This is a genomic window from Methylomicrobium lacus LW14 (assembly GCF_000527095.1).
Classification (GTDB): Bacteria; Pseudomonadota; Gammaproteobacteria; order Methylococcales; family Methylomonadaceae; genus Methylomicrobium; species Methylomicrobium lacus.
In genome coordinates, this window is sequence record NZ_AZUN01000001.1 from 3,542,073 (window position 1) to 3,564,997 (window position 22,925).

Sequence of the window (22,925 nt, forward strand, 5' to 3'; positions counted from 1 at the left end):
TAAATCATTATTGATTAACGGCTTAGTTCAATTACATTACACATGCAGCCAATCCGAATGCTCAAATTCAAGAATCTCCAGGCATGAGACAATCAGGGTAAAACAAAACGCTAGTTTGTTGGCTCCTACGGATCACGGCTTTTTTATTTAAGAGAAGAGGCAATTTCGCGGTGTTGTCTGCAAAGCGCATGAGGGCGCCTTTGTATGACGCTGATAGGGAAACGCTGCAATCGCGCAGGGTTTCTGACCTTCTTAAATCTTCTTGAGCGGAGAGTCTTATGAAAAAGTCATGCAGTCTGTTGCCGGCAGTGATCCTCTTGTCCAGTTGCGGCGGTTCGAATAATCCGCCATCCCCTCCGGTCCCAACCGAACCCGCCATCACCGCTTGTTCCGCTGACGGCGGCGAAGAAGAAAGCGTTTATCGTCCCTTGGATCAGCAGGAGCTGTTGTCCGGCATCATGGCCGGAAAGGGCGAGGAAGTTTTTCACGATGCGTTTGAACATGGCGATCTGATCTTCGGTACGAAATTTACCCTGGGGCAAGGCGGCGGCGCCTTTATCGGCAGTAACGAGCCGTCTCACTATACACGCATACCGCGCGCCGATTTGAATGCGCCGGGAGAATGGGGCGATATGACGCGTGATGTGATGCGGCCGACCGGTCCCAATGCGCAGTCTTGTGGTTCCTGCCATAGTCAGCCGATCGATGACGGCGCAGGTCCAACTTCCGCCAACGTGCATCGTATCCCGCAGTTGGAACATCCCGATCTGACGATTCAACGTAATACGCCGCATGTGTTCGGTCTCGGCGCCTTGCAGCGTTTGGCTGAAGAAATGACGGATGAAATAAGGGATGCCATACCCAAAGCTAAAGCGGAAGCCTGTGCCCAAAAAACCGAAGTTACCAAAGATTTTTCGGCCAAAGGCGTGAAGTTTGGGCAGGTCACTGTAACCTGCGAAAGTGGAACGGCAGAGATTGTTGGGCAGAAATCGAAGCTTGAAGGCGTCTCGCCGGACGGCGTGGTGCGTCCCTATGAATGGAAGAAAAATGTCGCCTTTTTACGGGATTTCATGCGCCATGCCGGCAATAATGAAATCGGCATGCAGGGTGTCGAATTGGTCGGCAAAGATGTCGATGAAGATCATGACGGCCCTAAAAATGAACTCAGCGTCGGCGACATGACCGCGTTTACGATCTACATGGCGGCGCAGCCGCGCCCGGTGACCAAGATCGAGCTTGACGACCTGGGCATCCTGGCCGCCAACAAGCAGAAACTGAAACCCGAAGAGCGCACCCAAATCCAGAACGGCGAAAAATTGTTCGATTCGATCGGCTGCACCGCATGCCACAAAAAGGAATTGGCGCTGGACAGCAGTGTGTTTTATGAACCCAGCAATTCGCTTTATCACCGCGACGATAAAAAACTCTTCAAGACCAAAGGTCAGGTGCAGGTCGATTTGGAAGCCGAGGGCGTGAAACCGGAGCATCCGGTCAAATTTGATTTGGCCAAGGATCTGCCGGATAACCGATTTTGCAAAGGGACCCAGGAAACTTTGCTCGGTGCGTTCGAAAAACGAAACGGCAAGACCGTCGTGCGCTTATACGGCGATTTGAAGAGGCACTGGATGGGCGATGAGCTGTCCGAACGCGTCGATGAATTGGAAGATCCGAAGGAATACGGCAACGGCCATATGAGTCTCGTGAACTACGATCCGGTCAATGCGATCCTGCCGCAAGCGTCTTACGGAGATTACGATGTCGAAAAAGGCAAGGCGACATTTGGTACACGGGAACTGTGGGGCGTCGCCTGCACCGGTCCTTGGCTGCATGACGGCCGCGCGACGACCTTGAGGGAAGCCGTTAATTGGCACCATGGCGACTCAAATGATTCGCGAAACAATTTTAACAAGCTCACCAAAAGCGAACAAAAGGACGTGCTCGCGTTCCTAGGCAATCTGGTGCTCTATGTGAACCAAGCCAAGAACGGCGAGACGCCCGACCCGTTATCGGAGGAATGCGAGGTTAAGGACGAAGATAAAAGCTAAGCCGCTTTGTATCTGTAGCCAGCCAGCGAAAGGGCTGCCGGAGCATGAAAGCGTTCTGGCGGCCCGTTATTCATTTTGGGCGCCGCATTAGGCCAGAAGGTCCACTATTGTGTGGTTTTTTGGATATTCCTACACATGGGAATATGATTTGATTGATTTCGGCGCAAAAACGTGATGATTTAGTTGCTAAGGTTTTTTCCATATCGGTGTAAAATAAAAGGTTTTCTATCTTCTCGATCAGCGCGGTCTACCATGAACGCGCCAGGACCTAAAAACCTCGATTATGGCTACAGAATCCCGATACATCCAGCTCATGGACACGACCCTGCGCGACGGCGAACAGACGCAAGGCGTTTCGTTCACGCCCGCGGAAAAAGTCAACATCGCGAAGGCGCTCTTGCAATGGTTGCGCGTGGATCGGATCGAAGTGGCGTCGGCCAGGGTTTCGCAGGGCGAGAAAGAGGCGGTGGCCAGCATCAATGAGTGGGCGCGGCAGGAAGGCTTTGCCGGCCGTGTCGAAGTGCTCGGTTTTGTCGACCATACCCGCAGCGTCGACTGGATTCTCGAAACCGGCGGCAGCGTGATCAATCTGTTGACCAAGGGCAGCGAGAAGCATTGCCGCGAGCAACTGGGTAAAACGCTTGAACAGCACACGCAGGACATTCTGCAAACGATCCACTATGCCTTGCAGAAAGGCTTGAAGGTCAACGTCTATCTGGAAGACTGGTCGAACGGTTACCAGAATAGCCCGGACTATGTATTCGGCCTGATGAACAACCTGAAGGACGCCGGCATCAGTCATTTCATGCTGCCGGACACGCTCGGCGTGATGTCGCCGGACGAGGTGCAGGCCAGCATTGGCGACATGTGTTCGCGCTATCCGTCGCTGCTATTCGATTTTCATCCGCACAACGACTACGGCCTCGCGACCGCGAACGTGATGGCGGCGGTGCGCGCCGGTGTCAGCTCGGTGCATTGCACGGTCAACTGCCTCGGCGAGCGCGCGGGCAATGCCTCGCTCGCGGAAGTCGCGGTCGTGCTGCGCGACAAGCTGGCGATGCAGTTGTCTATCGACGAAACCCATATCGTCCGCATCAGCCAGATGGTCGAGAATTTTTCCGGCAAGCGCGTCGCCGCGAATGCGCCGATCATCGGCACCGACGTATTCACCCAGACCGCGGGCATCCATGCGGACGGCGATCAGAAGGGTGGGCTGTACAAGACCCGGCTGAGCCCGGAACGCTTCTCGCGCACGCGCAGCTATGCGCTCGGCAAGATGAGCGGCAAGGCCTCCTTGAAGAAGAATCTGGAACTCTTGGAAGTCGAGCTGTCCGAGGAAAATCAGAAAAAGGTGCTGGCCCGTATCGTGCAGCTCGGCGATTCGAAGCAGACGATCACGACCGACGACCTGCCGTTCATCATCGCCGACGTGCTCGAAAGCAAGAGTTACGAGCACATCCGCCTGCTGAATTGTTCGATCACCAGTGGATTAAATCTCGAATCGACCGCGAGCATCCGCGTCGAAGTCAACGGCGAGAAGCATTTGGCCGTCGGTTCCGGCAACGGCGGCTTCTCTGCTTTCATCGAGGCAATAGGCAAGGTACTGGCGCTGCATGACTGCACGCTGCCGGCATTAGCCGATTATGAAGTCAGAATACCGAAAGGCGGTCATACCGATGCGTTGACCGAATGCGTGATTACCTGGGATTTTGGCAATGAATTGCGTAAAACGCGCGGGGTGCATGCGAATCAGGTGTTTGCGGGGGTGATGGCGACGCTGAAGATCGTCAACATACAGTTGCATGAGACGGGGGTGAATCAAGCTTGATTCAAGTCGGAATGACTTGAACCCCGCACGCTGGCGACAAGGTTTTGTTTGCCCCTGTTGAGCCCATACGGGTCATCGACAGCTTATGCGCCTGCAATTTCTGCTTTATCCGCCGCATCGGGTGGTTCCATAACGCCACGTCGCTCGGCCGGTAGCTGCCGATCACCAACAGCGCCGCCGTTCCAGCGCGGCGTAATCGCTCCAGTGCAAGTCTTCCAGCACTTCCCCCAAAGCCTGCCTCAGCTCGTTCATGCGACTCTTGAGCGCCGATTCGCTGACAAAATGGTGCGTCCACACGGCATCCTGCATTCATCCTTGGGCAGCCGCCCCGCCCGCCCGGCCAGGCAGCACAGCAGCGCGAACGCCTTGGGGGCAAGGTTGACAATCTGGCCGTCACGGCACAGGCTGGCATCGCCGGTATCGAGCCGGAACCGATCGAATAACCAGACAGGCTGTGGCATGGTGTTGTTCTCCTCGAGTATTCCGCGTGTAGGCCGGATCATTGCGCATGGCGCATGAGTCAGCATGTAAGAGGCAAGCGGCGTTTTCCGGCTTTCCAGACCGCCGCACCCGAACCGGACTTAAACCGGACCATATCCGAACCGGAGCCGGACGACTTTCCAAGTCCGTTCCGATATTCTGGCATCAACTTCTGGAGCAGCCGCTTTTGCCCAATCCAAATGCATGGGGTAGGGCGTCTGCATCAGAAGGTTTGCCGCAAGGCTAAAACGTTCCATTTCAAAACGCTAACTTCGACAACCAAACGACCGAGGTAAAAACTCATGAATATTGACACAATGACATCAAGCGGCTTCAGAGCGCTGGCCTTCTGTGCGCTACTGGGTCTCATGGCGGGCCAGTCCGCCCAGGCCGCCGACTTCAACCCGCAGCCGGATCCTCCGGGATTCGGCATGCTGGGCGTCGCCGACGGGCAAACGGCGCGACTCAACGTCAGGCTTGACCGCATACCAGACCAAATCTATCCGCCCGATCCGTACCGCGTCACGCTGTATTTCCTGAACGGCGACGGCCGGGTCCTGACGCAGCAGACCTTTCCGGTGATCGCCGGGCAGTCCGCCTTTTTGGATTATGCCGCTCCGTCAATACCGGTTGGCCTGCGGCAGAGAATTCGCCCGATTGTGATTGTCGAACCGGATGTGCGCGGCAACACGCCGGATTTCAGGTCGGCGGTGGAAGTGATCGACAACATCACCCAGCGCACCGCCTTCGTCTATCCGGGGCGGCATAATCCGCCCGACGATACTCCGCCCGCCGAGCATAACCCGCCCGGCTTTTACGACTCCGGCATCATCGGCATCGCCCGCGGGCAAGCGGCGCGGCTGAATGTGGTCAACACGGTGGACATCCACAATCCGGACGGCTACCCGCCCGACCCGTACCGCGTGACGCTCAGCTTTTATACCAAAGCCGGCGTATTGCTGGCGCAGACCACAAAATTGCTGGCGCCCGGTCAAGCCGCCGCGCTGGATGTGAAAGCCGCTAATTTCGCGCCCAGCCAGGGTTCGCGTCTGGAGTTGTATGCGGTCGTCAGCGTCGTCCCCGACGCCCACGGCATCGTCCCCTGCGTGATGCCGACGGTCGAAGGTTTCGATATCGCCAACGGCAAAACGGTCTTCCTGGTTCCGGCGGTCTAGTGTTTCAGGACGTTAGGTTGTCAAGGTTTGCAATTTCTTCCAATCCTTGGCAACACACATGTACGGTATAGGCTTAACGGATTTGTTGCCTGAATAATCAACAGTATAAACAAGGGTGTCTAGAAGACGATCCGACATGGCTGTAATACAGTCGTAATCGCTATTTAAACAATTAATCAACAAAGGAATTTACCATGACAAGCAAATGCAATATTCTTAAACAAGAACTTAATGATCTTAATGACCAAATTCTTGAGCACAAATACGATCATAGTTTTTGCGACATCGTAAACTTTCCACCGATCATCATTGGCCCATTTCCAGTACCCGGCGGAAGCAACACAACGACCATCTCATTAAAAGGCGCTGCGAGCGGTTCGTGCAATCGAACAAAGGGTGTAATGAAGTTGACGCTGCCGCTGCATTTCCACGAAAGTAATGCTTTTGCTGGTGATTCGGACATTACCTTCGTGCTGTCAACTGAAACACTGAATCCGAAGGGTTCCAGAATCGACAATGCAGGGCATGTAACAGTTAGTGCAACGGCAATCTTTCAGTCTGGGTTTCTAGGCGGCGACACGGGTACATTAACGGTGACCGGAACACTTTCGCCACGTCCGTAACCGCTTTTGGTGCGCGATGCGCACCCTATCTGGCTGGAATCAAGTGCCGAAGCGCGGCTGGGTTTGCAAGTCTGCCGTTCATTCAACCTTTTAAGGAGTAGTCCCATGAAAACCTGTCGTTTGTCTTGCCTCGCGCTGGCCGCCGCCAGCCTGTTCGCCGGCCATGCCCAGGCGCAAGTCGACCCGAATGTTCACGATCTGAGACAGCGGAACACCGTGGTCGGGGCGATTTATGTGCCCGAACACGCCGGCCAAATCCGCTATGTGGAACATTGGTATTTGTTTAGCGCTTACGTCCACCCCGGCGCGAACAACCTCGTGAGGACTGAAATCGTGCCGAAGGCCGGCAAGGGTTTCGATAGCGTTCAGAGTTTCCTCAAGAAAATGCAGGCACGCGACCCACGCGGCACATACGTCGAAGTCTGGTCCCAAACGCATAGGCGCTAGGACATCAAAACGGTGCGCGATGCGCGCCCTACCTGGCTCGGCAAATATTTGTCTGGGCCGAAGGGGAACTTTAGGACTCCTTGTTTATAAGATGAGCTTCGTGCCTCAGCCCATCTTATGCGCTGCTCCGTCTTGCAGCAGCGGGTGGGCGAGGAGCGACCGGCGCAAGGGGTCGGACTCATCGAGCGAGCCGGCCAGGCGGGACAGCCCTGCCTCGGCCTGGCACCGAAAGTCCTGGGCTAGGCCGGCCTGCCCCTGGCACAGGTGCAGTTCCGCCGCGGTTTCGTACACGCGCCAAGCTGCAAGCGGAATCTCCGCGTTTTCGACGATAGCCAAGGCGCGGGAAAGCTGCGTTGCCGCTACATCCCAATCCTGCTCCGCGAGGGCGGCCTGTGCCAGCAACCGGTGGCCGAGCGCCTGATAGGCGCAATTGCCCGGTGGGGTGGCCAGTTCCAGCAGCCGTGCGGCCTCGGCGCGCGCGCGGGTTCCCGACGCGCCAACCAATACGCGCCGAGACTGCTGCGAAACCTTGTCTGATTGCGCAGTTCGGTCAAGCCGCCGGCGTCTAAGGCCCTGGTGAATTCCCCAAACCAGCGTGCGGCCTCGGCATACTCCCCCAGGCCCAGGTGGGCCTGGCCGCGCAGAACCCGATGCAAGAATAGGGCGGGATCACTCGGCGGTAGTTGCCCTCGTTCGCACATGGCCAGCGCCCCCTGAAAATCATCAACCTCCAGATGCAGGGCCGCGCCCGCCAGGTGGAATATCGACCGGCCCATCGGACTGTTGTTTTGCTCCGCCGCTTTTATGCCTTCGGCCAGAACGTGCCGCAACTCGCCCCACTTGCCCAGGCCGAGCAAAGCCCAAGTGGAAAGATACTGGCCGCCCAAGTGAAGGTAGCCGTCGCCCATCGCCAAGCCAAACTGGGCTACTTCTTGCGCAGCCGCGAGCGCGCCGGCGTAATCGGCCTGGTTGAGATCGAGGATGCTCTGTATCATCCGATATAAGGCCAGGGGCCTGTCATCTCGCGACTGGCGGGCGACTGTCACTCCGCAGGCGACGGCCGCCAGATCTTCGTTCCGCCACAGGCCAAAATCAAGGCGAAAATATGCACGATTGGCGACCGCGTAGACCTTAAGCGGGTGGTTCGCGAGTTTGCCACTCCGCTCGACCGCCTGCTCCACAATGGCGAGATGACGGGAGCGGTCGGAATGAAACAGCGCCCAGCTTAATGATATCAAACTGCCTGTCTCTTCCTCCCGCCGATCCTCGGCGCCGGCTAGGGCAATCAGTGCTTCGAGATCCGTCACCATGCCGGGCCAATCATTGAGCGTCCGATGGACCAAGGCGCGTTGTTGCAGCAGCGCCAGCCGGCTGTCCGTTTGGGTTTCGGCGGGAAGCCGTTCCACCCACGCCAAGGCCCGGCCGAGATAATCCAATGCCTCGCGGTTGGCGAAGCGCGCCGCGGCTTGCCCGGCCGCCAAGCGCAGATAACGCACGGCCTTGGCGAAGTCCCTTCCCTCCTCGAAATGGCGGGCCAGTTCGGCGGCGATTTCCCCGGCCCGCTCCGCGTAGGCGAGTTCCAGCCGCTCGCCGAGGCGCCGATGCACCGAGATCCGATAGGCCGGGGGCAGCCGCTGATACAGCACTTCCGCATACAGCGCATGGCGGAAGGCATAATTTCCCGCCAGCGTTCCGTCCGGCCACTCCGTCACCCCATCCGCCGCCAGCATCGGTCCGCGCCGCGCCAAGGCTTCACAGCGGGCTTCGACGGTGAGGGGATCTTCTTCCAGCACGGCGGCCAACAGCGCCGCCGAGCTGTCCATCCCGGCCGCACTGGCCACCCCGAGCAGTCGCTGCTCGTCCGGGTTCAAACGGGCGACTTGCTGCTCGATCATCTGCCGGATGTCGTCCGGCACCCCGCGCTCCAGACCGTCGCCGCCGGCGACGCTCCACCAGTCGCCGCTCTGCTTAAGCCGCCCCTCGGCGAGCAGATAGTCGAGCAGGTTCACCAGAAACAAAGGATGTCCGCCGCTGCGGCGGTAAAGAATATCGGCAATCACCTCGGGGAAGCGGCCTTCGGGAAAGCGCCGTTCCAGATAGGTGTGCAGTTCCGCCGAGGAAAAGCTGTCGAGCGCCACTTCGGCACACAGCCGATGCGCCTGCAATTCTTGCTGCACCCGCCGCATCGGGTGACCCTGCAACGCCACGTCGCTGGGCCGGTAGCTGCCGATTACCAACAGCGCCGCCGGCTCCGGCCGCCGTCCCAAGGCGGCGAGCAGATCCAGCGTGGCGTAATCGCTCCAGTGCAAGTCTTCCAGCACCACGATCAGCGGCGTTCGTGCGCTCAGGGCTTCGAGGATTTCGCAGCCTTCCCGCAGCATGCGCTCCTGCGTGGCTCCCAGCACTTCTTGTTGCAACCCTAAACGTTCCTCCGCTGTGAGCAGCCCCGGCATCTGCAATAGCCAAGTCGGGGCTTGGGCGCGCAATGCGCCGATCAGGGCCGGCCCCTGCCGAGCCAGCGCGCCCAGCAGCGGCAGCAACGCCTCGCCCGCGCCGAAATGCTCGATGCACTGGCCCCGAAGCACCACCGGCTTATCCGGCCCCGCCCGCAGAAACATCTCGATCAAGGTGCTTTTGCCTATCCCCGCTTCGCCGGTAATAAAGGCCAGTTGCCGGCGGCCTGCTGCGGCCTTTTCCCATAGCTGCTGAAGCTGCGCCAAAGCGGCCTCGCGGCCCACCCCGGGGAGGGCGTCCGGTGTGTCCCAGCGGATCGACGCCAAGGCGCCGCCGGCGGTCGGACCGGCCGCAGCGGTCACCGGATGGGCGTCCTCCCGGCTCACCTCGGCGATGAAGCGATAGCCGCGCCGAGCCACCGTCTCGATGTAGCTCGGTGCCTTGGGGTCATCGCCCAAAGCCTGCCTCAGTTCGTTCATGCGGCCCTTGAGCGCCGATTCGCTGACAAAATGGTGCGTCCACACGGCATCCTGCAATTCATCCTTGGTCACCAGCCGCCCCGCCCGCTCGGCCAGGCAGCACAGCAGCGCGAACGCCTTGGGGGTAAGGTTGACGACCTGGCCGTCACGGCACAGGCTGGCATCCCCGGTATCGAGCCGGAACCGATCGAATAACCAGACAGGCTGGGGCATGGTGTTGTTCTCCTCGAGTATGCCGCGTGTAGGCCAGAGGATTATTGCGTCTGGCTCATGGGTCCGCCTGCCGGAGGCAAGCGGCGTTTTCCGGCTTGCCAGACCGCGCCCGAACCGGACTTAAACCGGACCGCATCCGAACCGGAGCCGGACGGCTTCCCGCCATTATTCCTGATTTCGCCGATTACCGTGCGTTGCAATGTCACGCCTAGCTATGACTATGTACCCGCTTTTGTAGCTGACGACCCCGATGAATTTGGTTCCGCTGCTTATTGGAAAAATCCAAACTGGGAGTGGAATTCTTTGATTGTTGGCTACAAGGATACTGACGGCATCGGTACTAAAGCCCAAATGACTGCCTCACTGAAAAAAGTCAGCAGGGCAACGCTGAGCGAATCGACCATTGCGACGTTTAACAGCAACCTGACAGCCAGTGTCGTGGCGCATGAAGACGTAAAGACATTCGACCATACCTTTGATTTCGAAAGCAACGAGTACTACGTCGAAATCAACCTGTACCGTACGGACACCAGCGTGGCGACCCCGGTCGCTTATAGCGTCCGCTTGGCAAATGGTTGGGTCCCTGAAATAGCCCATTAACGCCGAAAAAACCGCCGACGGGATGTTTTCTTATGTCACCATCCCGTCCATCCGGAAGTACATCGTTTTCTGTCATTTCTGCATCCCCCATAAAGGGAATGCAGAAATCCGGAAGCGATAGACGGCAACTTTACAACGGCATCGTCCCTTGTGTGACACCAACGGTCGGAGGTTTTAACATCGTCGGCAACACGAGCTTTTGGGTATCGGTGCCGTAATACCGTCGTAACCGCTATATTTTAAATGGCGCTCTATCGTCAACTCAAAGAGGGAAATCAAAGACAGTGCGCAAATGGAAAAACCGGAACTCCGTAGAGGATCTCAAATGCGGCTCTAAACGAGCCAAGGGAGTGTACTGAGGTGGACGAGGCATCTTGTAACGCACCGGCTTCAGAAAAATAACAGCGGCGTTTCTCGCATGCGTCATTGGCGCATCAGCGTGAAAAACGCTTGCCGAGGGTGATGGCGAGGCTGAAGATCGTCAACATGCCGTTGCACGAACTGCGGGCAAATCAGGCATGATTCGAATTTGGATGCGGCGAATCCAGCCGGATTCAGGCTGCGGGTCGGGCGGCTCGGCAGAGCGTGTCCCGACCTGCAAAGAGGGAGCGAGAAGCGGGCTTAGTTAGGATAAACCACTTTAGGCTCGAAGCTGGCCGCCGGATATTTCGGATCGAATTCGCTTTGCTTTGCAGCGGCTGCTTTTTCGGCGCATTTGGGTGCAGCAGACTCACTGCTGCTGGACGCTGCGGCGGCCGCATCCTTATCGATGAAAACGACTTTCGGCTGGAAGTTCGCGGCCGGGTATTGGTCGTCGCCGGCTGCCGACGCGGTCAATGAGCAAAGCGCGAGACCCGCGGTCAGAAGTCCCGAAATAATTGTTTTTTTCATAATGATGTGTCTCCGATGGTGTATAGGGTAGCCCTATGGGTTGTAACGTTTCACAAAGCCTGATCGGTGCTAGTATCGGGCAAATCTAGCTAATTAGCAACCCCCGGTTGGCGTAATCGAAAGCCGCGATCAAAGCGCTACAGAAGTTGTTTTATATGGGGCGCGCCGTCCAAAAGCTGGCGCCTGAACGCTTCGATTTCGTTTTCATCCCGCCGTAGGTCTCGCGGTATCGTGACGCGAATATCGCCGACGATCGACATCGGCGAAGGCGACAGAAAAATCAGCCGGTCGGCCAGCGCGATCGCTTCGCGCAGGTCATGCGTGACGAACAATACCGTGTGCGGACGTTTCCGCCAAAGTTCCAGCAACAGTTCCCGGACTTGTCTTGCGGTCGGCGGATCGAGCGACACGAACGGCTCGTCCATCAGCAACAGTTCGGGATCGATCGCAAACGCGCGGATGATCGCGACCCTTCGGCTCATGCCCAGCGACAGGCGCTCAGGATACACATGCTGAAAGCGGGTCAATTGCATCGTCTCGAGCAAAAAATCGACCGTTTCTGTGGCGTCACGCCCTTGCAGCACTAGTTCGATGTTTTGCCTGACCGTGCGCCAGGGCAAAAGGCGCGGATTCTGAAAGATATAACCGATCTTCGGCCGCGCCTGCTGCCGGGCGATTCGAATTTCGCCGTCATAATCCTGATCGAGATCGGCGACGATGTTCAGCAATGTGGTCTTGCCGCAGCCGGAAGGGCCGGCCAGGCAGACGAACTCGCCGGCATGCAGGGTCAGTTTAAAATCCTGGATCGCGGCATGCGGCGCGGCCTGACCCGCGGCCGGGTAGACCTTTTGTCTGACCTCGATCTGAATGTCGCTCACCTGCGCCACCTTTGCGATTGTTTATCCAGCGGTTTCAGGATCGTATGCTCGATGCCCTGGATCACGATCACGAACGCGATCGAATAGGCCAGAATGCTCGCGACATCGAACAATTGAAAATACAGATGCAGTTGGAAACCAACGCCGTTGTTGCGGCCCAGGAGTTCGACGATCAGGATGATTTTCCAGATCAACGCGAGCCCTGAGCGGGTCGCGCTCATCATGAAGGGATGCAGTTGCGGCCAGATCACATGCTTCAGCGTGTTGATCCGGCTCAGCCGATAGCAGCGCGCCATGTCCAGCAGGTCCTGATCGAGCGTGCGGGCGCCTTCGCGTATCGTTACGATCACGTTCGGCAGCTTGTTGATCACGACCGCCAAAATCGCCGAGGCTTCGCTCAGACCGAACCAGACATAGCACAGGATGATCGTGACCAGGGCCGGTATGTTCAGAAAGATCACCAGCCAGTTGTCGAAGAACGCGTTCAGATTTTTGTTGCGCCCGAGCGCGAGGCCGATCGCCGAGCCGAGCAGCATCGCGACCGCGAAGCTGACGATCAGGCGGATCAGGGTCGATCCCAGATGATAAGTCAGCTGTCCGGAGAGGAGTTCCAGCCAAAACACGCCGGCCACCGTCACAGGCGAAGGCAAGAGATTGCTGTCCAGCACCCACGCGGCGCCCTGCCATGCCGCGACGAAGACCGCCAGCGACAGGGCCGGAAAAAATTTTTGCAGATTACTCAAGAGGCGCCGGGATCAGTCGAGGGTCCAGAAGGTGCCGGGCTGGAGCGATTCGGCAGCGCCGGTCAGCTGTTTGCCGCTCAACTCGCGGAGCAGCAGGTAGATGCGCTCGGCGGCCTGCCGCTCGGCTTCTCCACCCGGCTGGACGATGCCGTCGCAATAGCGCTGCCTGAGCTTGTCCTGGCTGGCCTGATCGTTGGTCTTCAGCAGCGGAATCACGCCGCGCCAGGCGTCATCCTGGGTGCACAACTGCTTTTTCGCCGTTTCGGTAGCCTTCAGAAACGCGTTGAGCGCCGGTTTATGCGCTGAGGCCCAGCTCTGCTTGAACACATAACCGAGGTTCGCGACCGGCTCGTTGATGCCGAGCCCTTGCAGGATGCCCTTGCCGTCGATGATTTGCCGGTAGCCCTGGGCTTCCAGGCGCGCCGCAAAATGCCAGTAGTTCAGCGCGGCGTCGATGCGTCCGAGTTTCAATTGCTCGTCGATCAAGGGCGGCGCGCCGAACACCTTTTCGACGCTCGCATCCAGATCGATCTGCTGCTTTTTCGCGAGCGCCTTCAGCAGCAGCCAGTTTTTGTCGAACTCGCCGCCCGCGATGCCGAGACGCTTGCCCTTCAGGTCGGCCAGGGATTTGATCGGGCTGTCGCCGGCGACGACCAGCGCGCCGGAGGTGGTCGAATACGGATAAAAGGTGAAATCGGCGCCTGTCGCGCGCATCCTGGACACCCAGATCCAGTCCGAGATGATCAGATCGACCGCGCCGGATTGCAGCGCGATCTTGCCGGCCTCGGCGTTCGCAAGCTGTTGCGTCTGTACCGTAAAGGGCTGTTTCGCCTTTTCAGGGGCCTGTTCCAATACCGACAACTCCCAGCCGGAGGTGCCGGTGGCTTGCATGCCGATACGGATCGGGGTTTTGTCTTCCGCAAAACTGGCGCAGGAGGCCGACAGAAGCAGGCAGAGCAGGGTGTTTTTGAGTTTCATAACGACATTTATCCGTGCGAGAGTCAGATTATATGCTATTCATGCCGGCCTGCGTAATCCGTACAGTCCGGCCGCCGGGCCGAGCCTTCTTATTGCTCGACCGTTACAAAGCCCATCTTCGCAATGCCCGCATGTTGCACCGCGGCCATGATTTCGGCGACCTTGCCGTAGTTGACGGCCTGATCTGCGTACAGGTGCACCGCAATCTCGGGATCGCGGGCCAGCTCGGTTTTTAAGGCTGCCTCGAGCGCGGCGTTATCCGCGAGCGGTTTTTTGTTCAGGGTGATCGCGCCCTGCGCGTCGATGCCCAGCTGTAAGGGCTGATCTTTCACATCGGCCGTGGTCTGCGCGGTTTTCGGCAGGTTCACCTTGACCGACTGAGTCAACAGGGGCGCGGTGACCAGCAGAATGATCACCAGCACCAGCATCACATCGACCAGCGGCGTGACGTTGATTTCGCTGACCGCATCCTGGTCGTCCGATTGCGCTTTAAAGGCCATGTTATTTCCTCGCGTGCGCGTCCGAATTGAACGCGATATGCAGAAAGCCGTCGGCGAAATTTTCGAGGCCGACCCGGTGCTGCTTGGCGCGCTTCACGAAATAGTTGTAGGCGAGCACCGCCGGCACCGCGACCGCGATGCCGATCGCGGTCGCGATCAGCGCATCGCCGATCGGGCCTGCGACCACGTCGAGGCTCGCCGAGCCGCTCTTACTGATGTCCTGTAGCGCATTCATGATGCCGAGCACGGTGCCGAAGAGGCCGACGAAAGGCGCGGTGCTGCCGATGCTGGCCAGCATGGTCAGGCCGCTTTCCATCGTCCGCAGTTCCTGTTGGGTCTGGATGCGCAGGGCCTGCTCCAACAATGCTTCCGGCTCGCCGCGGTACTTCAGCGCCGCGCCGCCGGTTTGTTTCAGGTCGGCCAGCCAGGCGAAACCGCGTTGTGCGATGTTTGCCTTTGGGCCGCGCGCCAGGCTCGGCGGCAGAATTTCGGCCGCTTCCAGATTCGGCGCGTCCCAAAAGACCAGGAGGTAGCGCTCGTTGTTGCGGTTGTTTTGTCTAAACTGCCAGGCCTTGAATACGATGATCGTCCAGGTGATCACCGAGAAAATCAGCAAGGTATAGAGGGTTCCATTGATGATCACTGACGGTGGAATTTGCAGGGGCATTCACTTCTCCAGAGGGTTATTCGTTCAATTTGAATTGCATCGGTACGGTGACCGTGCTGGCGACCGGCGTGTCGCCGCGTTTGGCCGGAATGAAGGTCCAGTTTTTGACCGCCTCGATCGCGGCTTCGTCGAGCATTTCATGGCCGCTGCTTTGCTGCACCGAAATGCCGGCACTATGGCCGTCGGCGGTCACCTGGACGCGCAGCAGCACTTTGCCTTGCCAGCCGCGGCTTTTCGCAATGCGCGGGTATTCGGGCTTCGGATTGGATTTGTAATTGGCTTTATAGTTCGCCTCGGTAAAGGTTTCGGTCTTCGGCGGTTGCGCCGCCGGTGCTACCGCGGGCCTTGGCGGTGCCGAAATCGGCGGCGCCGGGCTTTCTTGCCGGGGCGCCGCAGGCTCGGGTTTTGCTGCCGGTGCGGGTTCAGGCGTAGGGGCGCGGACGGGCTTCGGGGCTACCTGCGTTTTCTTCGGCATGACCGGCGCTTTTTTCGGCTTGACTGGTTTGGGCTGCGGTTTGGGCGGCACGACCGGCGGCGCGGGCGGAGCCGGTTTTGCTGGCTGCGGCGCCGGCGCGGCGATCAGCGCCACATCCATCACCAGGGGTTTTGCGGGCGTTTCCGGCTCGTCAGGCCGATGCAGATAAGCGATCAGCGCGGCATGCAGCAGCAAAATCATTAAAAACACAGAGATCCATTGCCGCCGCGAGCTTTCTTCGTCGTGTTGCTTGCCCCGGGCGTTTTCCTGGGTTTTAAAAGACTGCATTGCCGTGATCAGACCGAAACGTAATAAGCCGGGTATTTTAATGGTCCCGGCTGGGATTTACCAATCGGCGGCGCTTTCGCTTCGAGCCGATGCCGGGCGACCTGCAAATCGGCGTTAACCGCAAAAGCGAAAGATGATAAAATCCCGATGTTTACATTCATTTCATTATCCGCCGTGCAAACGGCGCAGCCAAGATTACAGCATGTCCTTTCATCACAGTTCATACCGCCATTTATCTCTGCTTGCCGCCGCCTTGCTGACTGCCTGCGCGGAAACCCGCCAGATCGCGATAGATCGGCCCGAAATGACGCCGCAGCCTTTGCAGCCGCTGGCCGGGTTTCAGGCGATCGATGGCGACGATTATTACGTTCGCCTGGTTTCCGAATTTTCCGCTCAGGGCGACAATTTCCTGAAAGGCGGCTGTTCGGACCTCGCGCCTTACCAAAAAGGCGACTTGTCTGCCGCGTTGGTTTACCGTGTCCGCAACGACGTGGTCAAATTCCAGGGCGAGGCATCCGGCTTCCTTTACCAGGCCACGACCGGCAAGTGCAATTTCAGGTTCGATGCGAAAAAACTGACTCTGACGCCGTGGCTGCGTCTCGACAACGGCAGAGAAACGCAGGTCGATTATGATTTCTACACCAATGCGAACAGCGACCTGGATGTTTCGAGCCTGGTCGGCGACGTGAATGCCGCGAGCGGCATTTTGGCGATGACCGGCGCGGGGCTGGGCGTCGCGGTGATGGGGCAGTTGGCCGGGCAGTGGATGCAGAGCAGCCAACAAGCGGCTCCGGCCCAAAATCAGTCATCCGCGAAGCAGAGCTCCGAATCGCATTCGTTGCCGGCGCTGGCCGCCTACAGCGGCAAGACCGGCAAGCTGAATCAGACCGTCTTCAAGGTCTTTCAGGTCGACGAAGGCGGCCTCAATCTGCTCGGCGCCGAAACCAAACCGTTGGGCGAGCTGAAGATTTATCCCGAAATCGTGCCGACGCTGCTTCTGCGTACCGGTTCTGACGGCGTGCCCGACGCCCATGATTTGTCTTTCGAGGAACTGAGCCATTCGACGATCAAGTCGGCTGGAGGCGACATCAAGCTGGAGCAATTGATCGCCCAGTCGCCGCCGCTCGACAGACCGAATTTAAAGCTGGACTGGAAAAATTACGCGGATGTCGAAACGAACTGCCGTAAATTGAAACTGACCCTGAAGGCGCTCGGCTTCAACAAGTTCGACCGCAATGCACTGCTGTATTATTTCCTCGCCAATAGCGGCGACTGGAAAAATTACAACATCGACCGGCGCCGGGCGACGGACAACGACATGCGTCCGAAAACGATCGCGGCCTACCGCGACAAGAATTTCGGCGCCTGTCTGGCGGAAGACGATTATGCGGTGATGAAGGTGATGGGGCTGGCAGTCAATACGCCCGCCGATTGGGATCAGCTCGGCGCCACCAGCCGCCAACAGGAGCAGTTATTCTCGCCCCTGCAATCGATCGAACGGCAGTTGCTGGCGGTGCTCCGCAATACCTCGGCCGCCGAGATGGAAAGGCAATTGTATCCGCTGTTGATGACCGCCGATAAAGCGAACGGCAAGGTCTTGCTGCAAAACCATCTGGGCGATTTCGGCCTGGAAAAGTTGCTGAATCCGCCGGCGGTTCCCGCTGCGCCTCAGTCTGCCGATACCGCCTTGCCACCGGCGCCTGCACCGGTTGTGCCGGCAGCCCCGTCCCTTTCGACGATTCCGGGCGAAGGCATTCAGGTCAGCGCGAAGCAACTGGCCGAGGTCTTTCTGGGCCTTAAAATCGGCGAACTGAGCTGCGCGCGTCCGGCGCCAGGACAGCAGGGCAAGGGCATCGGCATCCTGCTTTTCACAACTAAGGAAGGCGGTCCCTGGGCCAAAGGCGGCGCGCTCGAATTCGAATTCGCGGACGGCAAAGTTAACCGTCTGGCCTTTCAATTACCCACTTACCGGGATTTCGAGCAGGACATCGCCGACCGCCCCGAAGTCGGCGGCTGCCGGATCGACCCGGCGTGGCTTGCGAAACTGCATTGAGAATAAAGGCTTAAGGCTGGCTAATGCGCAACTCGCCGTTATCCTGCGCGATCTTGTAATGCTGGAGGACGTTCATGCCGAGCAGGGGCTGGCTCAGATTCGGCACGATCATGCTTTCCGCATCCTTGACCACGAAATTGCCGAATTTCAATTCCGGGATCACCGCGGTGCAGGCTTCGGTGATGCCGTTCGCGGTTTCCATCAGCGCCTTGTCTTTGCAATGGATGCCCGCCGCGGACGCGATGACGTTGGGCAGCGAAACGACCGAAGCGCCGGTATCGATCACAAAAATGAGCGGTTTGTCGTTGACCGCGCCGTCGACAAAATAATGCCCGCTGCCGTGCTGTTTGAGCGCCAGCGGCGTGGCGGCTTCGGCCGGTTGGGTTTTGATGGTCGGCGTCCAGGATGAGAGCGTTTCGACGTTGGCCGCGCAAGGCGTTTTTTGATAAAGCAGGCGGCCTTCCGAATTTTTGCATTTGTAGATTTGATCGCCTAGCGTTGGCGCGCAGGATGCGGCCAAAAGCGCGCCGACGGTCAACTGAATGGCTGATTTGCGCATAACTTCCCCGGATGAAATGTATTTTTGATTCCGTCGGCAGCAGGCCGCGTAGGATTCACCGTACACTATAGTCGATCCGGCGAAACGTGACGTTATGCTATCGGCAAATCCGCTCCCTGCGAGACGCTCTGAACAGGAGGCTTGTAGAATGAGCACAAAGATTAACCCGCTGGCCCTGAGTCGTCGCTGTGCCTTAGCCGATGTATTTATTGCCGGAGATCGGCAAGGTTTTGTTGCTGTCTTGACTTCCCTATCCGTCAGTCAACTGTGTGCACTTTTGCTTCGCCGCTGCCGGCGCGTAGAGAAAATCCTGATACGGCGCATTGTCTTTTTCGGCCAGGCCGAGTTTTTCGCGCTCGGCGCACCAGCGTCTTTGAAAATAGTCCGCAAACAGATCGGGCATGTTCCAGTTGGCCGATTCGAAGGAATACTCCGTGCGGGTCTTAATGTCGGCCTGCCAGTGCAGGTATGGCATCCTGCCGACCGGTTCGGAGAGATAGAAGCTGTTGTAGATTTCCATCATTTTCGGCGCGTTGCGCAGGATGATGAACAGCGGGATACTCGGCAACGAGTCGTAGACGAAAACGCCGAGCGAGCCTTCGCTGCGGTTGTCGATGCGCCCGGCGATGTCTTCGAGCGCGGACAGGAACAGGCGATTGTTTTGGCGAAACTCCTCGGCCTCGTAGCCGATGATTTCGCTGGCGCACAGTTCGGAAATCGAACAATCCTTTAAAATCAGCATCCTGACGTGCACGCCTCTGCGGATCGCATGCTCCAGTTCGCGGCAGTGATGTTTGTAACGCGGATCGAAGGTAATCAGCCAATACACATAATCGCCGTGATAAAGTCCGTGCATCAGCTCGGAAAAATCCAGTTCCTTGTTGGTGATTCCGACAAAGCCGCGTTTGGTCGCGTTGATCACGGTGCCGTCGATATATTTGGTCAGCACGTTCTGAAACATTTTCTCGGTTTCCCGGCGTTCTTCGGTCGCGATGATCCAGTGATGAAAAAAACCGACCGAAATCACGACCGAGGTGAACAGGCCGAATTCGGAGATCAGTTTCAGCAGCCAGACGTAATCTTTATCGGGAAGATCGGTTGCCAGCACGCCGAAGATTTTGTAGACCACAAATCCGCCAAAAATCAAAACCAGCGCGAACAGCCATTTCAGGATGGTAATATTCGATGACATGGCCTTTCCCCTTTGCTTTTCGGGGCGAAAATTATTGATAATGAGGCTCTCTGTTATGGGTTACGCGACATTTTTTAACAGCTATTGGACCCTGTAGCACAGCATTAAATTCATTCTTTGAGATGCATAGCGGCAAGGAAGCGGCCGAACATATCCGGAAGAAATACGCTCATTTCAAGGACCAGATTGCGACGGCGGAGGATTTCATCGCGCTGAGCGCGACGAAGAGCGAGCTGAGCGGGAAAAAATACCGGGTGTTTTGCGCGGGTGAAAAGGTGCAGGACAGCGAGCGGTGGCTGCTGGGCGAGCTGAAGTCGTACCGGCAATAAGATGCGCCGGAGTCGAAGTTTTTACAGGTCCGCGGCGGTCAGGATTTTGTAAAAATGATAGGCCGGTTCTTCGTAGGGATGGACGGCCAGCAGGGTCTGCACGACGGCTTGGATCGCTTCGTCCCGGCAGATCATCTCGACCTTGTATTCGGTCAGCCTTTCCAGTCTATCCGTTTCTCCCCGATGCGGCCGGCTGCCTGCCAGCGGCCGAAACTGGCCCTCGCCCCGCACCTGCCAGCAGCAGCGGTCATAGGCCTCGTAGTAGCCGGCGCCCTGCGCAAACAGGGCTGCCTTGACCGCTTCAAGATGCGATTCGGGGACGTAGAAACAGAGTTGGTACATGGAGTTCGTAGGGTACGCTGCGCGTACCCTTTTCAGCTGGAAGGGGTTTTTCAACCCCGTCCTGAAAGTTTAACGCCAGCTTCGAAGTTACAATAAAACGTGCGGACGGGTTGGCAAAACCCGTCCGGCGTCGGGCTTAGGGATCAGTTTTCTCCCGCCCGGACATCAAACTCGATCTTCCAGCGCTGGCCGTCTTTTTGCGAAACCGCCTGCAATTCGAGCGTGCCGACTTCGGTGACCGCCGCGCCGAGATGAACCGGCACCACTTCGCCCGGACGGCGATTTTCCGGCGGCAGCGTCACTTCGATCTCGTCGAGTTCGGTCAACTCTTCGTCCGCCCAATACGCCAGGCGTTCGCCGACCTGGTCGTCGCGGCGCGAGTTCGAGGCGAAGAAGCGGAAGCGCACCGGTTCGCCGACCACGAGTCCGAATTCCTCGTCCGGCAGTTCTTCCTGAGTGCCTTCTTCCATTCCGAACGGCGCGATGCACAAGGCTTGCAGTTCCGGCGGCAGGCCGGGCACCGCCGGCATTGCGCTTTCGACGCCGACGTAATACGAGGCCGCGGTGCCGCCCTTGATGCGCACGCCTTTGCCCTTGCGGACCACGCCGTAGTAAGACGCGCCGCGTGCGACCGCGAGATCGAGATCGGCGCCGGGCAGGAGTCTCGCTTCGGGCGCGTCTTCCGCTGTCAGCCAGGAGTTCACCACCTCGGTCAAGCGCTCGGCCAACGGCTCTGCCTTCAGCACGCCGCCGTTGAACAGGATCGCGGTCGGATGCAGGAAGGTCGCCTGTGCGGGCAGGTTGACGTCTTTCAGGTCATCGGCCGCGCTTTGCTGCTTGGCCAGGAAGGCGGCCAGATGGCGCGTGATCGCGGCATCCTGCGCATACGGCAGGCCGACGGTCCGAAGGCCGGTGCGCGGTCTTACGAGCGGTCGGTCGGCCGCGCTGACCTTCGGCATGAAGCCTTCGACCAGCACTTGATTGATTTCTTCGCGGGTCAGCTCGGTGCGCAGGGTGCCGCCGATCAAGGAGGAGCCGCGGTTCGCGACCACGATCGGCATCTGATCGACAGACGCCTCGTTGAAGATTTTTTCCTTTGCATCGCGGCAGCTGTGCATCAACGACTGCACCTGCCACGGTTCGAGCCGGCGGCCGTCTTTTTCGAGCTTGGCCTTGACCGTATAGGCGAGCGCCAAGTCCATGTTGTCGCCGCCGAGCAGGATATGGTCGCCGACCGCGACCCGGGTCAGTTCGAGGTTGCCTGCATTGTCGGTCACCGCGATCAGCGACAGGTCGGTGGTGCCGCCGCCGATGTCGACGACCAGGATGATGTCGCCGCATTGCGCATAGTTCCGCCAGTCGCCGTGGCTTTGCTCGATCCAGCTGTACAGCGCGGCCTGCGGTTCCTCCAGCAGGATCGCCCGACCCAGGCCGACCGCGCGCGCCGCCTCGGCGGTCAGTTCGCGGGCGGCCGGATCGAACGATGCCGGCACCGTGATCACCAGATCCTGATCTTCCAATGGCGCATCGGGGTGCAGATTGCGCCAGGCATCGTGCAGGTGCTGCAAGTACGCGGTGGTCGCCGCGAAAGGAGAGACCCGCTCGACTTCCTCGGGCGCATCGCTCGGCAGGATCGGCGACTTGCAGTCGACGCCCGCATGGCAGAGCCAGCTCTTCGCGCTCGCGACCAGGCGAATCGGCGTCTTGCTGCCGAGCGTGCGGGCGATTTCGCCGACCAGATGCTCCGGTTTTTGCGTCCAGGGCAGGGCGGTCGAGCCTTCGGCCAGTTCCGCTTCGTGCGCCTGATATAAAAACGAAGGCAGTTGCGGCTTGTCTTCGACGGAGCCGGGCGAGGTCAGCTGCGGAATCGCCAGCACTTCGGGCGAAAAGTCGTCGTGTTCGACCTGGCTCAAATCGGCATAGGACAGCACGCAATGGGTCGTGCCGAGGTCGATACCGACCGAAAAGCGCGGGCCGGACCCGGTCGCTTGAATGTCTTCGCTCATAATTCCACCTCTGCCGGGGCGACGATCGCCGCGTTATAGCCTTGCGTCAGTTTCGGCAGCCGGATTTGCGTGACCTGCCAGCCTTTATGCACCAGCGTGCCGGTAAACGGCGCTTCGCCGGTCACCTTGCCGGTCAGCCGCACGCTTGCCGCATCGAAGCCTTTTTGCAGCGTGACCTTGCCGCCTTCCTGTTCGCTGCGCACGGTGGCCAGGGTAAAGTGCTCGTTGATCACCTTGTTGCAGCCTTCGTGCACGACGCGCGCCGCGACGCCGATATCCGCATCGCTGAAAGCGGAGAGGTCTTCCTTGATGAAGTCGATGAAGCGCGCCTGTTGCTGCAGAAGGCCCAGCAATTGCAGCGCGGCATCCGGGGTCGATTCTTTCAGAATCACCGGTTCCGGCGCGGGGCCGGGCACGATCTTTTCGACTTCGACGATTTTCTCGACGATCTTGACGACAGGTTCCGGAGCCGGCGCTGCGACAGGCGCAACGACAGGAGCCACGGCTGCGGCGGCATGCTTCTTCCGGCATCTGGACATGCCGATCAACATCGACAACAGCACGCAGATCAGGATCAGCGCCAATACCGCGGCGGTGCCGGCCAGGCAAACGTGCCAGAGGTCAAAGGTGGTCGGTCGCAGGGACAAATCGATTGCATATTGCATATTCATAATCACTCC

The 22,925-nt window shown here is 58.6% G+C and carries 23 protein-coding genes; 8 read left to right on the plus strand and 15 right to left on the minus strand.

Annotation, left to right across the window (positions count from 1 at the left end):
• Positions 1–278 precede the first annotated feature (278 nt).
• Together METLA_RS0116455 and METLA_RS0116460 are read left to right on the plus strand one after the other, a co-directional pair.
• Entirely contained in the window at positions 279–2,045 is a 1,767-nt protein-coding gene (locus METLA_RS0116455) for a di-heme oxidoredictase family protein (protein WP_024299592.1), read from the plus strand.
• A gap of 283 nt (positions 2,046–2,328) precedes the next feature.
• The gene (locus tag METLA_RS0116460) at positions 2,329–3,873 is read left to right on the plus strand and encodes an alpha-isopropylmalate synthase regulatory domain-containing protein (protein ID WP_024299593.1); all 1,545 of its coding nucleotides are present in this window, start codon (positions 2,329–2,331) and stop codon (positions 3,871–3,873) included.
• Positions 3,874–4,035: 162 nt separating this feature from the next.
• On the opposite strand, the gene METLA_RS22985 is transcribed toward METLA_RS0116460, so the two are convergent.
• Positions 4,036–4,182: a hypothetical protein gene (locus tag METLA_RS22985; protein ID WP_161635421.1), complete on the minus strand. Its 147-nt coding sequence runs from the start codon at positions 4,180–4,182 to the stop codon at positions 4,036–4,038.
• Positions 4,183–4,655: 473 nt separating this feature from the next.
• Here METLA_RS22985 and METLA_RS0116475 point away from each other — a divergent pair, with 473 nt between their 5' ends.
• The 3 genes from METLA_RS0116475 (at position 4,656) to METLA_RS21515 (ending at position 6,598) form a co-directional block, all read left to right on the plus strand.
• Complete coding sequence (locus METLA_RS0116475) at positions 4,656–5,528, plus strand: hypothetical protein (protein WP_152539464.1); 873 nt, start codon at positions 4,656–4,658, stop codon at positions 5,526–5,528.
• Between the two features lie 194 nt (positions 5,529–5,722).
• A complete protein-coding gene (locus tag METLA_RS22710; protein WP_152539465.1) occupies positions 5,723–6,151 on the plus strand; it encodes a hypothetical protein in 429 nt (142 codons plus the stop codon).
• A gap of 105 nt (positions 6,152–6,256) precedes the next feature.
• On the plus strand, positions 6,257–6,598 hold the full coding sequence (locus tag METLA_RS21515; RefSeq protein WP_024299595.1) for a hypothetical protein: 342 nt from the start codon (positions 6,257–6,259) through the stop codon (positions 6,596–6,598).
• A gap of 359 nt (positions 6,599–6,957) precedes the next feature.
• On the opposite strand, the gene METLA_RS0116495 is transcribed toward METLA_RS21515, so the two are convergent.
• Complete coding sequence (locus METLA_RS0116495; RefSeq protein ID WP_024299597.1) at positions 6,958–9,744, minus strand: AAA family ATPase; 2,787 nt, start codon at positions 9,742–9,744, stop codon at positions 6,958–6,960.
• A gap of 57 nt (positions 9,745–9,801) precedes the next feature.
• Between METLA_RS0116495 and METLA_RS0116500 the strand changes: the two genes are divergently transcribed.
• On the plus strand, positions 9,802–10,344 hold the full coding sequence (locus tag METLA_RS0116500; protein ID WP_024299598.1) for a hypothetical protein: 543 nt from the start codon (positions 9,802–9,804) through the stop codon (positions 10,342–10,344).
• A gap of 621 nt (positions 10,345–10,965) precedes the next feature.
• Here METLA_RS0116500 and METLA_RS0116510 read toward each other — a convergent pair.
• From METLA_RS0116510 to METLA_RS23295, 8 genes are all read right to left on the minus strand, one after another.
• Entirely contained in the window at positions 10,966–11,235 is a 270-nt protein-coding gene (locus METLA_RS0116510; RefSeq protein WP_024299599.1) for a hypothetical protein, read from the minus strand.
• Between the two features lie 137 nt (positions 11,236–11,372).
• Positions 11,373–12,113: an ABC transporter ATP-binding protein gene (locus tag METLA_RS0116515; protein ID WP_024299600.1), complete on the minus strand. Its 741-nt coding sequence runs from the start codon at positions 12,111–12,113 to the stop codon at positions 11,373–11,375.
• On the minus strand, positions 12,110–12,856 hold the full coding sequence (locus METLA_RS0116520; protein ID WP_024299601.1) for an ABC transporter permease: 747 nt from the start codon (positions 12,854–12,856) through the stop codon (positions 12,110–12,112). The genes METLA_RS0116515 and METLA_RS0116520 overlap by 4 nt, the downstream gene beginning before the upstream one ends.
• Before the next feature lie 12 nt (positions 12,857–12,868).
• Positions 12,869–13,834: an ABC transporter substrate-binding protein gene (locus tag METLA_RS0116525; RefSeq protein ID WP_024299602.1), complete on the minus strand. Its 966-nt coding sequence runs from the start codon at positions 13,832–13,834 to the stop codon at positions 12,869–12,871.
• A gap of 89 nt (positions 13,835–13,923) precedes the next feature.
• Positions 13,924–14,334, minus strand: coding sequence for an ExbD/TolR family protein (locus METLA_RS0116530; RefSeq protein ID WP_024299603.1), 411 nt, complete (start codon positions 14,332–14,334; stop codon positions 13,924–13,926).
• 1 nt (position 14,335) lies between these two features.
• The gene (locus tag METLA_RS0116535; RefSeq protein ID WP_024299604.1) at positions 14,336–15,001 is read right to left on the minus strand and encodes a MotA/TolQ/ExbB proton channel family protein; all 666 of its coding nucleotides are present in this window, start codon (positions 14,999–15,001) and stop codon (positions 14,336–14,338) included.
• A 16-nt stretch (positions 15,002–15,017) separates the two neighbouring features.
• A complete protein-coding gene (locus tag METLA_RS0116540) occupies positions 15,018–15,764 on the minus strand; it encodes an energy transducer TonB (RefSeq protein ID WP_024299605.1) in 747 nt (248 codons plus the stop codon).
• A gap of 8 nt (positions 15,765–15,772) precedes the next feature.
• On the minus strand, positions 15,773–15,925 hold the full coding sequence (locus tag METLA_RS23295; RefSeq protein ID WP_198408476.1) for a hypothetical protein: 153 nt from the start codon (positions 15,923–15,925) through the stop codon (positions 15,773–15,775).
• Positions 15,926–15,966: 41 nt separating this feature from the next.
• Here METLA_RS23295 and METLA_RS0116550 point away from each other — a divergent pair, with 41 nt between their 5' ends.
• Positions 15,967–17,817 carry a hypothetical protein gene (locus tag METLA_RS0116550; protein ID WP_024299606.1) on the plus strand — a complete coding sequence of 617 codons (1,851 nt, stop codon included), beginning with the start codon at positions 15,967–15,969 and terminating at the stop codon, positions 17,815–17,817.
• A 10-nt stretch (positions 17,818–17,827) separates the two neighbouring features.
• Here METLA_RS0116550 and METLA_RS0116555 read toward each other — a convergent pair whose 3' ends face one another.
• Both METLA_RS0116555 and METLA_RS0116560 read right to left on the minus strand, forming a co-directional pair.
• On the minus strand, positions 17,828–18,376 hold the full coding sequence (locus tag METLA_RS0116555; protein WP_024299607.1) for a TIGR02281 family clan AA aspartic protease: 549 nt from the start codon (positions 18,374–18,376) through the stop codon (positions 17,828–17,830).
• A gap of 250 nt (positions 18,377–18,626) precedes the next feature.
• Positions 18,627–19,568, minus strand: coding sequence for a hypothetical protein (locus METLA_RS0116560; protein ID WP_024299608.1), 942 nt, complete (start codon positions 19,566–19,568; stop codon positions 18,627–18,629).
• A gap of 50 nt (positions 19,569–19,618) precedes the next feature.
• Here METLA_RS0116560 and METLA_RS0116565 point away from each other — a divergent pair, with 50 nt between their 5' ends.
• Complete coding sequence (locus METLA_RS0116565) at positions 19,619–19,897, plus strand: DUF5329 family protein (RefSeq protein WP_161635439.1); 279 nt, start codon at positions 19,619–19,621, stop codon at positions 19,895–19,897.
• 21 nt (positions 19,898–19,918) lie between these two features.
• On the opposite strand, the gene METLA_RS0116570 is transcribed toward METLA_RS0116565, so the two are convergent.
• The 3 genes from METLA_RS0116570 to METLA_RS0116580 all read right to left on the minus strand — a co-directional run bounded on the left by METLA_RS0116570 (position 19,919) and on the right by METLA_RS0116580 (position 22,916).
• Positions 19,919–20,239 (minus strand): YqfO family protein, encoded by a 321-nt coding sequence (locus tag METLA_RS0116570; RefSeq protein ID WP_024299610.1) that lies wholly within the window; start codon positions 20,237–20,239, stop codon positions 19,919–19,921.
• A gap of 143 nt (positions 20,240–20,382) precedes the next feature.
• Positions 20,383–22,245, minus strand: coding sequence for an Hsp70 family protein (locus METLA_RS0116575; protein ID WP_024299611.1), 1,863 nt, complete (start codon positions 22,243–22,245; stop codon positions 20,383–20,385).
• Positions 22,242–22,916, minus strand: coding sequence for a DUF2760 domain-containing protein (locus METLA_RS0116580; protein WP_024299612.1), 675 nt, complete (start codon positions 22,914–22,916; stop codon positions 22,242–22,244). The genes METLA_RS0116575 and METLA_RS0116580 overlap by 4 nt, the downstream gene beginning before the upstream one ends.
• Positions 22,917–22,925: the final 9 nt, after the last annotated feature.

Excerpts from the sequence above, each read along its gene's own strand:
- METLA_RS0116500 (WP_024299598.1), top strand. The coding sequence starts at position 9,802 with ATGGGTCCGCCTGCCGGAGGCAAGCGGCGTTTTCCGGCTTGCCAGACC.
- METLA_RS22710 (WP_152539465.1), top strand. The coding sequence starts at position 5,723 with ATGACAAGCAAATGCAATATTCTTAAACAAGAACTTAATGATCTTAAT.
- METLA_RS23295 (WP_198408476.1), bottom strand. The coding sequence starts at position 15,925 with ATGAATGTAAACATCGGGATTTTATCATCTTTCGCTTTTGCGGTTAAC.
- METLA_RS0116455 (WP_024299592.1), top strand. The coding sequence starts at position 279 with ATGAAAAAGTCATGCAGTCTGTTGCCGGCAGTGATCCTCTTGTCCAGT.
- METLA_RS0116525 (WP_024299602.1), bottom strand. The coding sequence starts at position 13,834 with ATGAAACTCAAAAACACCCTGCTCTGCCTGCTTCTGTCGGCCTCCTGC.
- METLA_RS0116510 (WP_024299599.1), bottom strand. The coding sequence starts at position 11,235 with ATGAAAAAAACAATTATTTCGGGACTTCTGACCGCGGGTCTCGCGCTT.
- METLA_RS0116550 (WP_024299606.1), top strand. The coding sequence starts at position 15,967 with ATGTCCTTTCATCACAGTTCATACCGCCATTTATCTCTGCTTGCCGCC.
- METLA_RS0116560 (WP_024299608.1), bottom strand. The coding sequence starts at position 19,568 with ATGTCATCGAATATTACCATCCTGAAATGGCTGTTCGCGCTGGTTTTG.
- METLA_RS0116530 (WP_024299603.1), bottom strand. The coding sequence starts at position 14,334 with ATGGCCTTTAAAGCGCAATCGGACGACCAGGATGCGGTCAGCGAAATC.
- METLA_RS0116495 (WP_024299597.1), bottom strand. The coding sequence starts at position 9,744 with ATGCCCCAGCCTGTCTGGTTATTCGATCGGTTCCGGCTCGATACCGGG.
- METLA_RS0116575 (WP_024299611.1), bottom strand. The coding sequence starts at position 22,245 with ATGAGCGAAGACATTCAAGCGACCGGGTCCGGCCCGCGCTTTTCGGTC.
- METLA_RS0116580 (WP_024299612.1), bottom strand. The coding sequence starts at position 22,916 with ATGAATATGCAATATGCAATCGATTTGTCCCTGCGACCGACCACCTTT.
- METLA_RS22985 (WP_161635421.1), bottom strand. The coding sequence starts at position 4,182 with ATGCAGGATGCCGTGTGGACGCACCATTTTGTCAGCGAATCGGCGCTC.
- METLA_RS0116460 (WP_024299593.1), top strand. The coding sequence starts at position 2,329 with ATGGCTACAGAATCCCGATACATCCAGCTCATGGACACGACCCTGCGC.
- METLA_RS0116475 (WP_152539464.1), top strand. The coding sequence starts at position 4,656 with ATGAATATTGACACAATGACATCAAGCGGCTTCAGAGCGCTGGCCTTC.
- METLA_RS21515 (WP_024299595.1), top strand. The coding sequence starts at position 6,257 with ATGAAAACCTGTCGTTTGTCTTGCCTCGCGCTGGCCGCCGCCAGCCTG.
- METLA_RS0116540 (WP_024299605.1), bottom strand. The coding sequence starts at position 15,764 with ATGCAGTCTTTTAAAACCCAGGAAAACGCCCGGGGCAAGCAACACGAC.
- METLA_RS0116555 (WP_024299607.1), bottom strand. The coding sequence starts at position 18,376 with ATGCGCAAATCAGCCATTCAGTTGACCGTCGGCGCGCTTTTGGCCGCA.
- METLA_RS0116535 (WP_024299604.1), bottom strand. The coding sequence starts at position 15,001 with ATGCCCCTGCAAATTCCACCGTCAGTGATCATCAATGGAACCCTCTAT.
- METLA_RS0116570 (WP_024299610.1), bottom strand. The coding sequence starts at position 20,239 with ATGTACCAACTCTGTTTCTACGTCCCCGAATCGCATCTTGAAGCGGTC.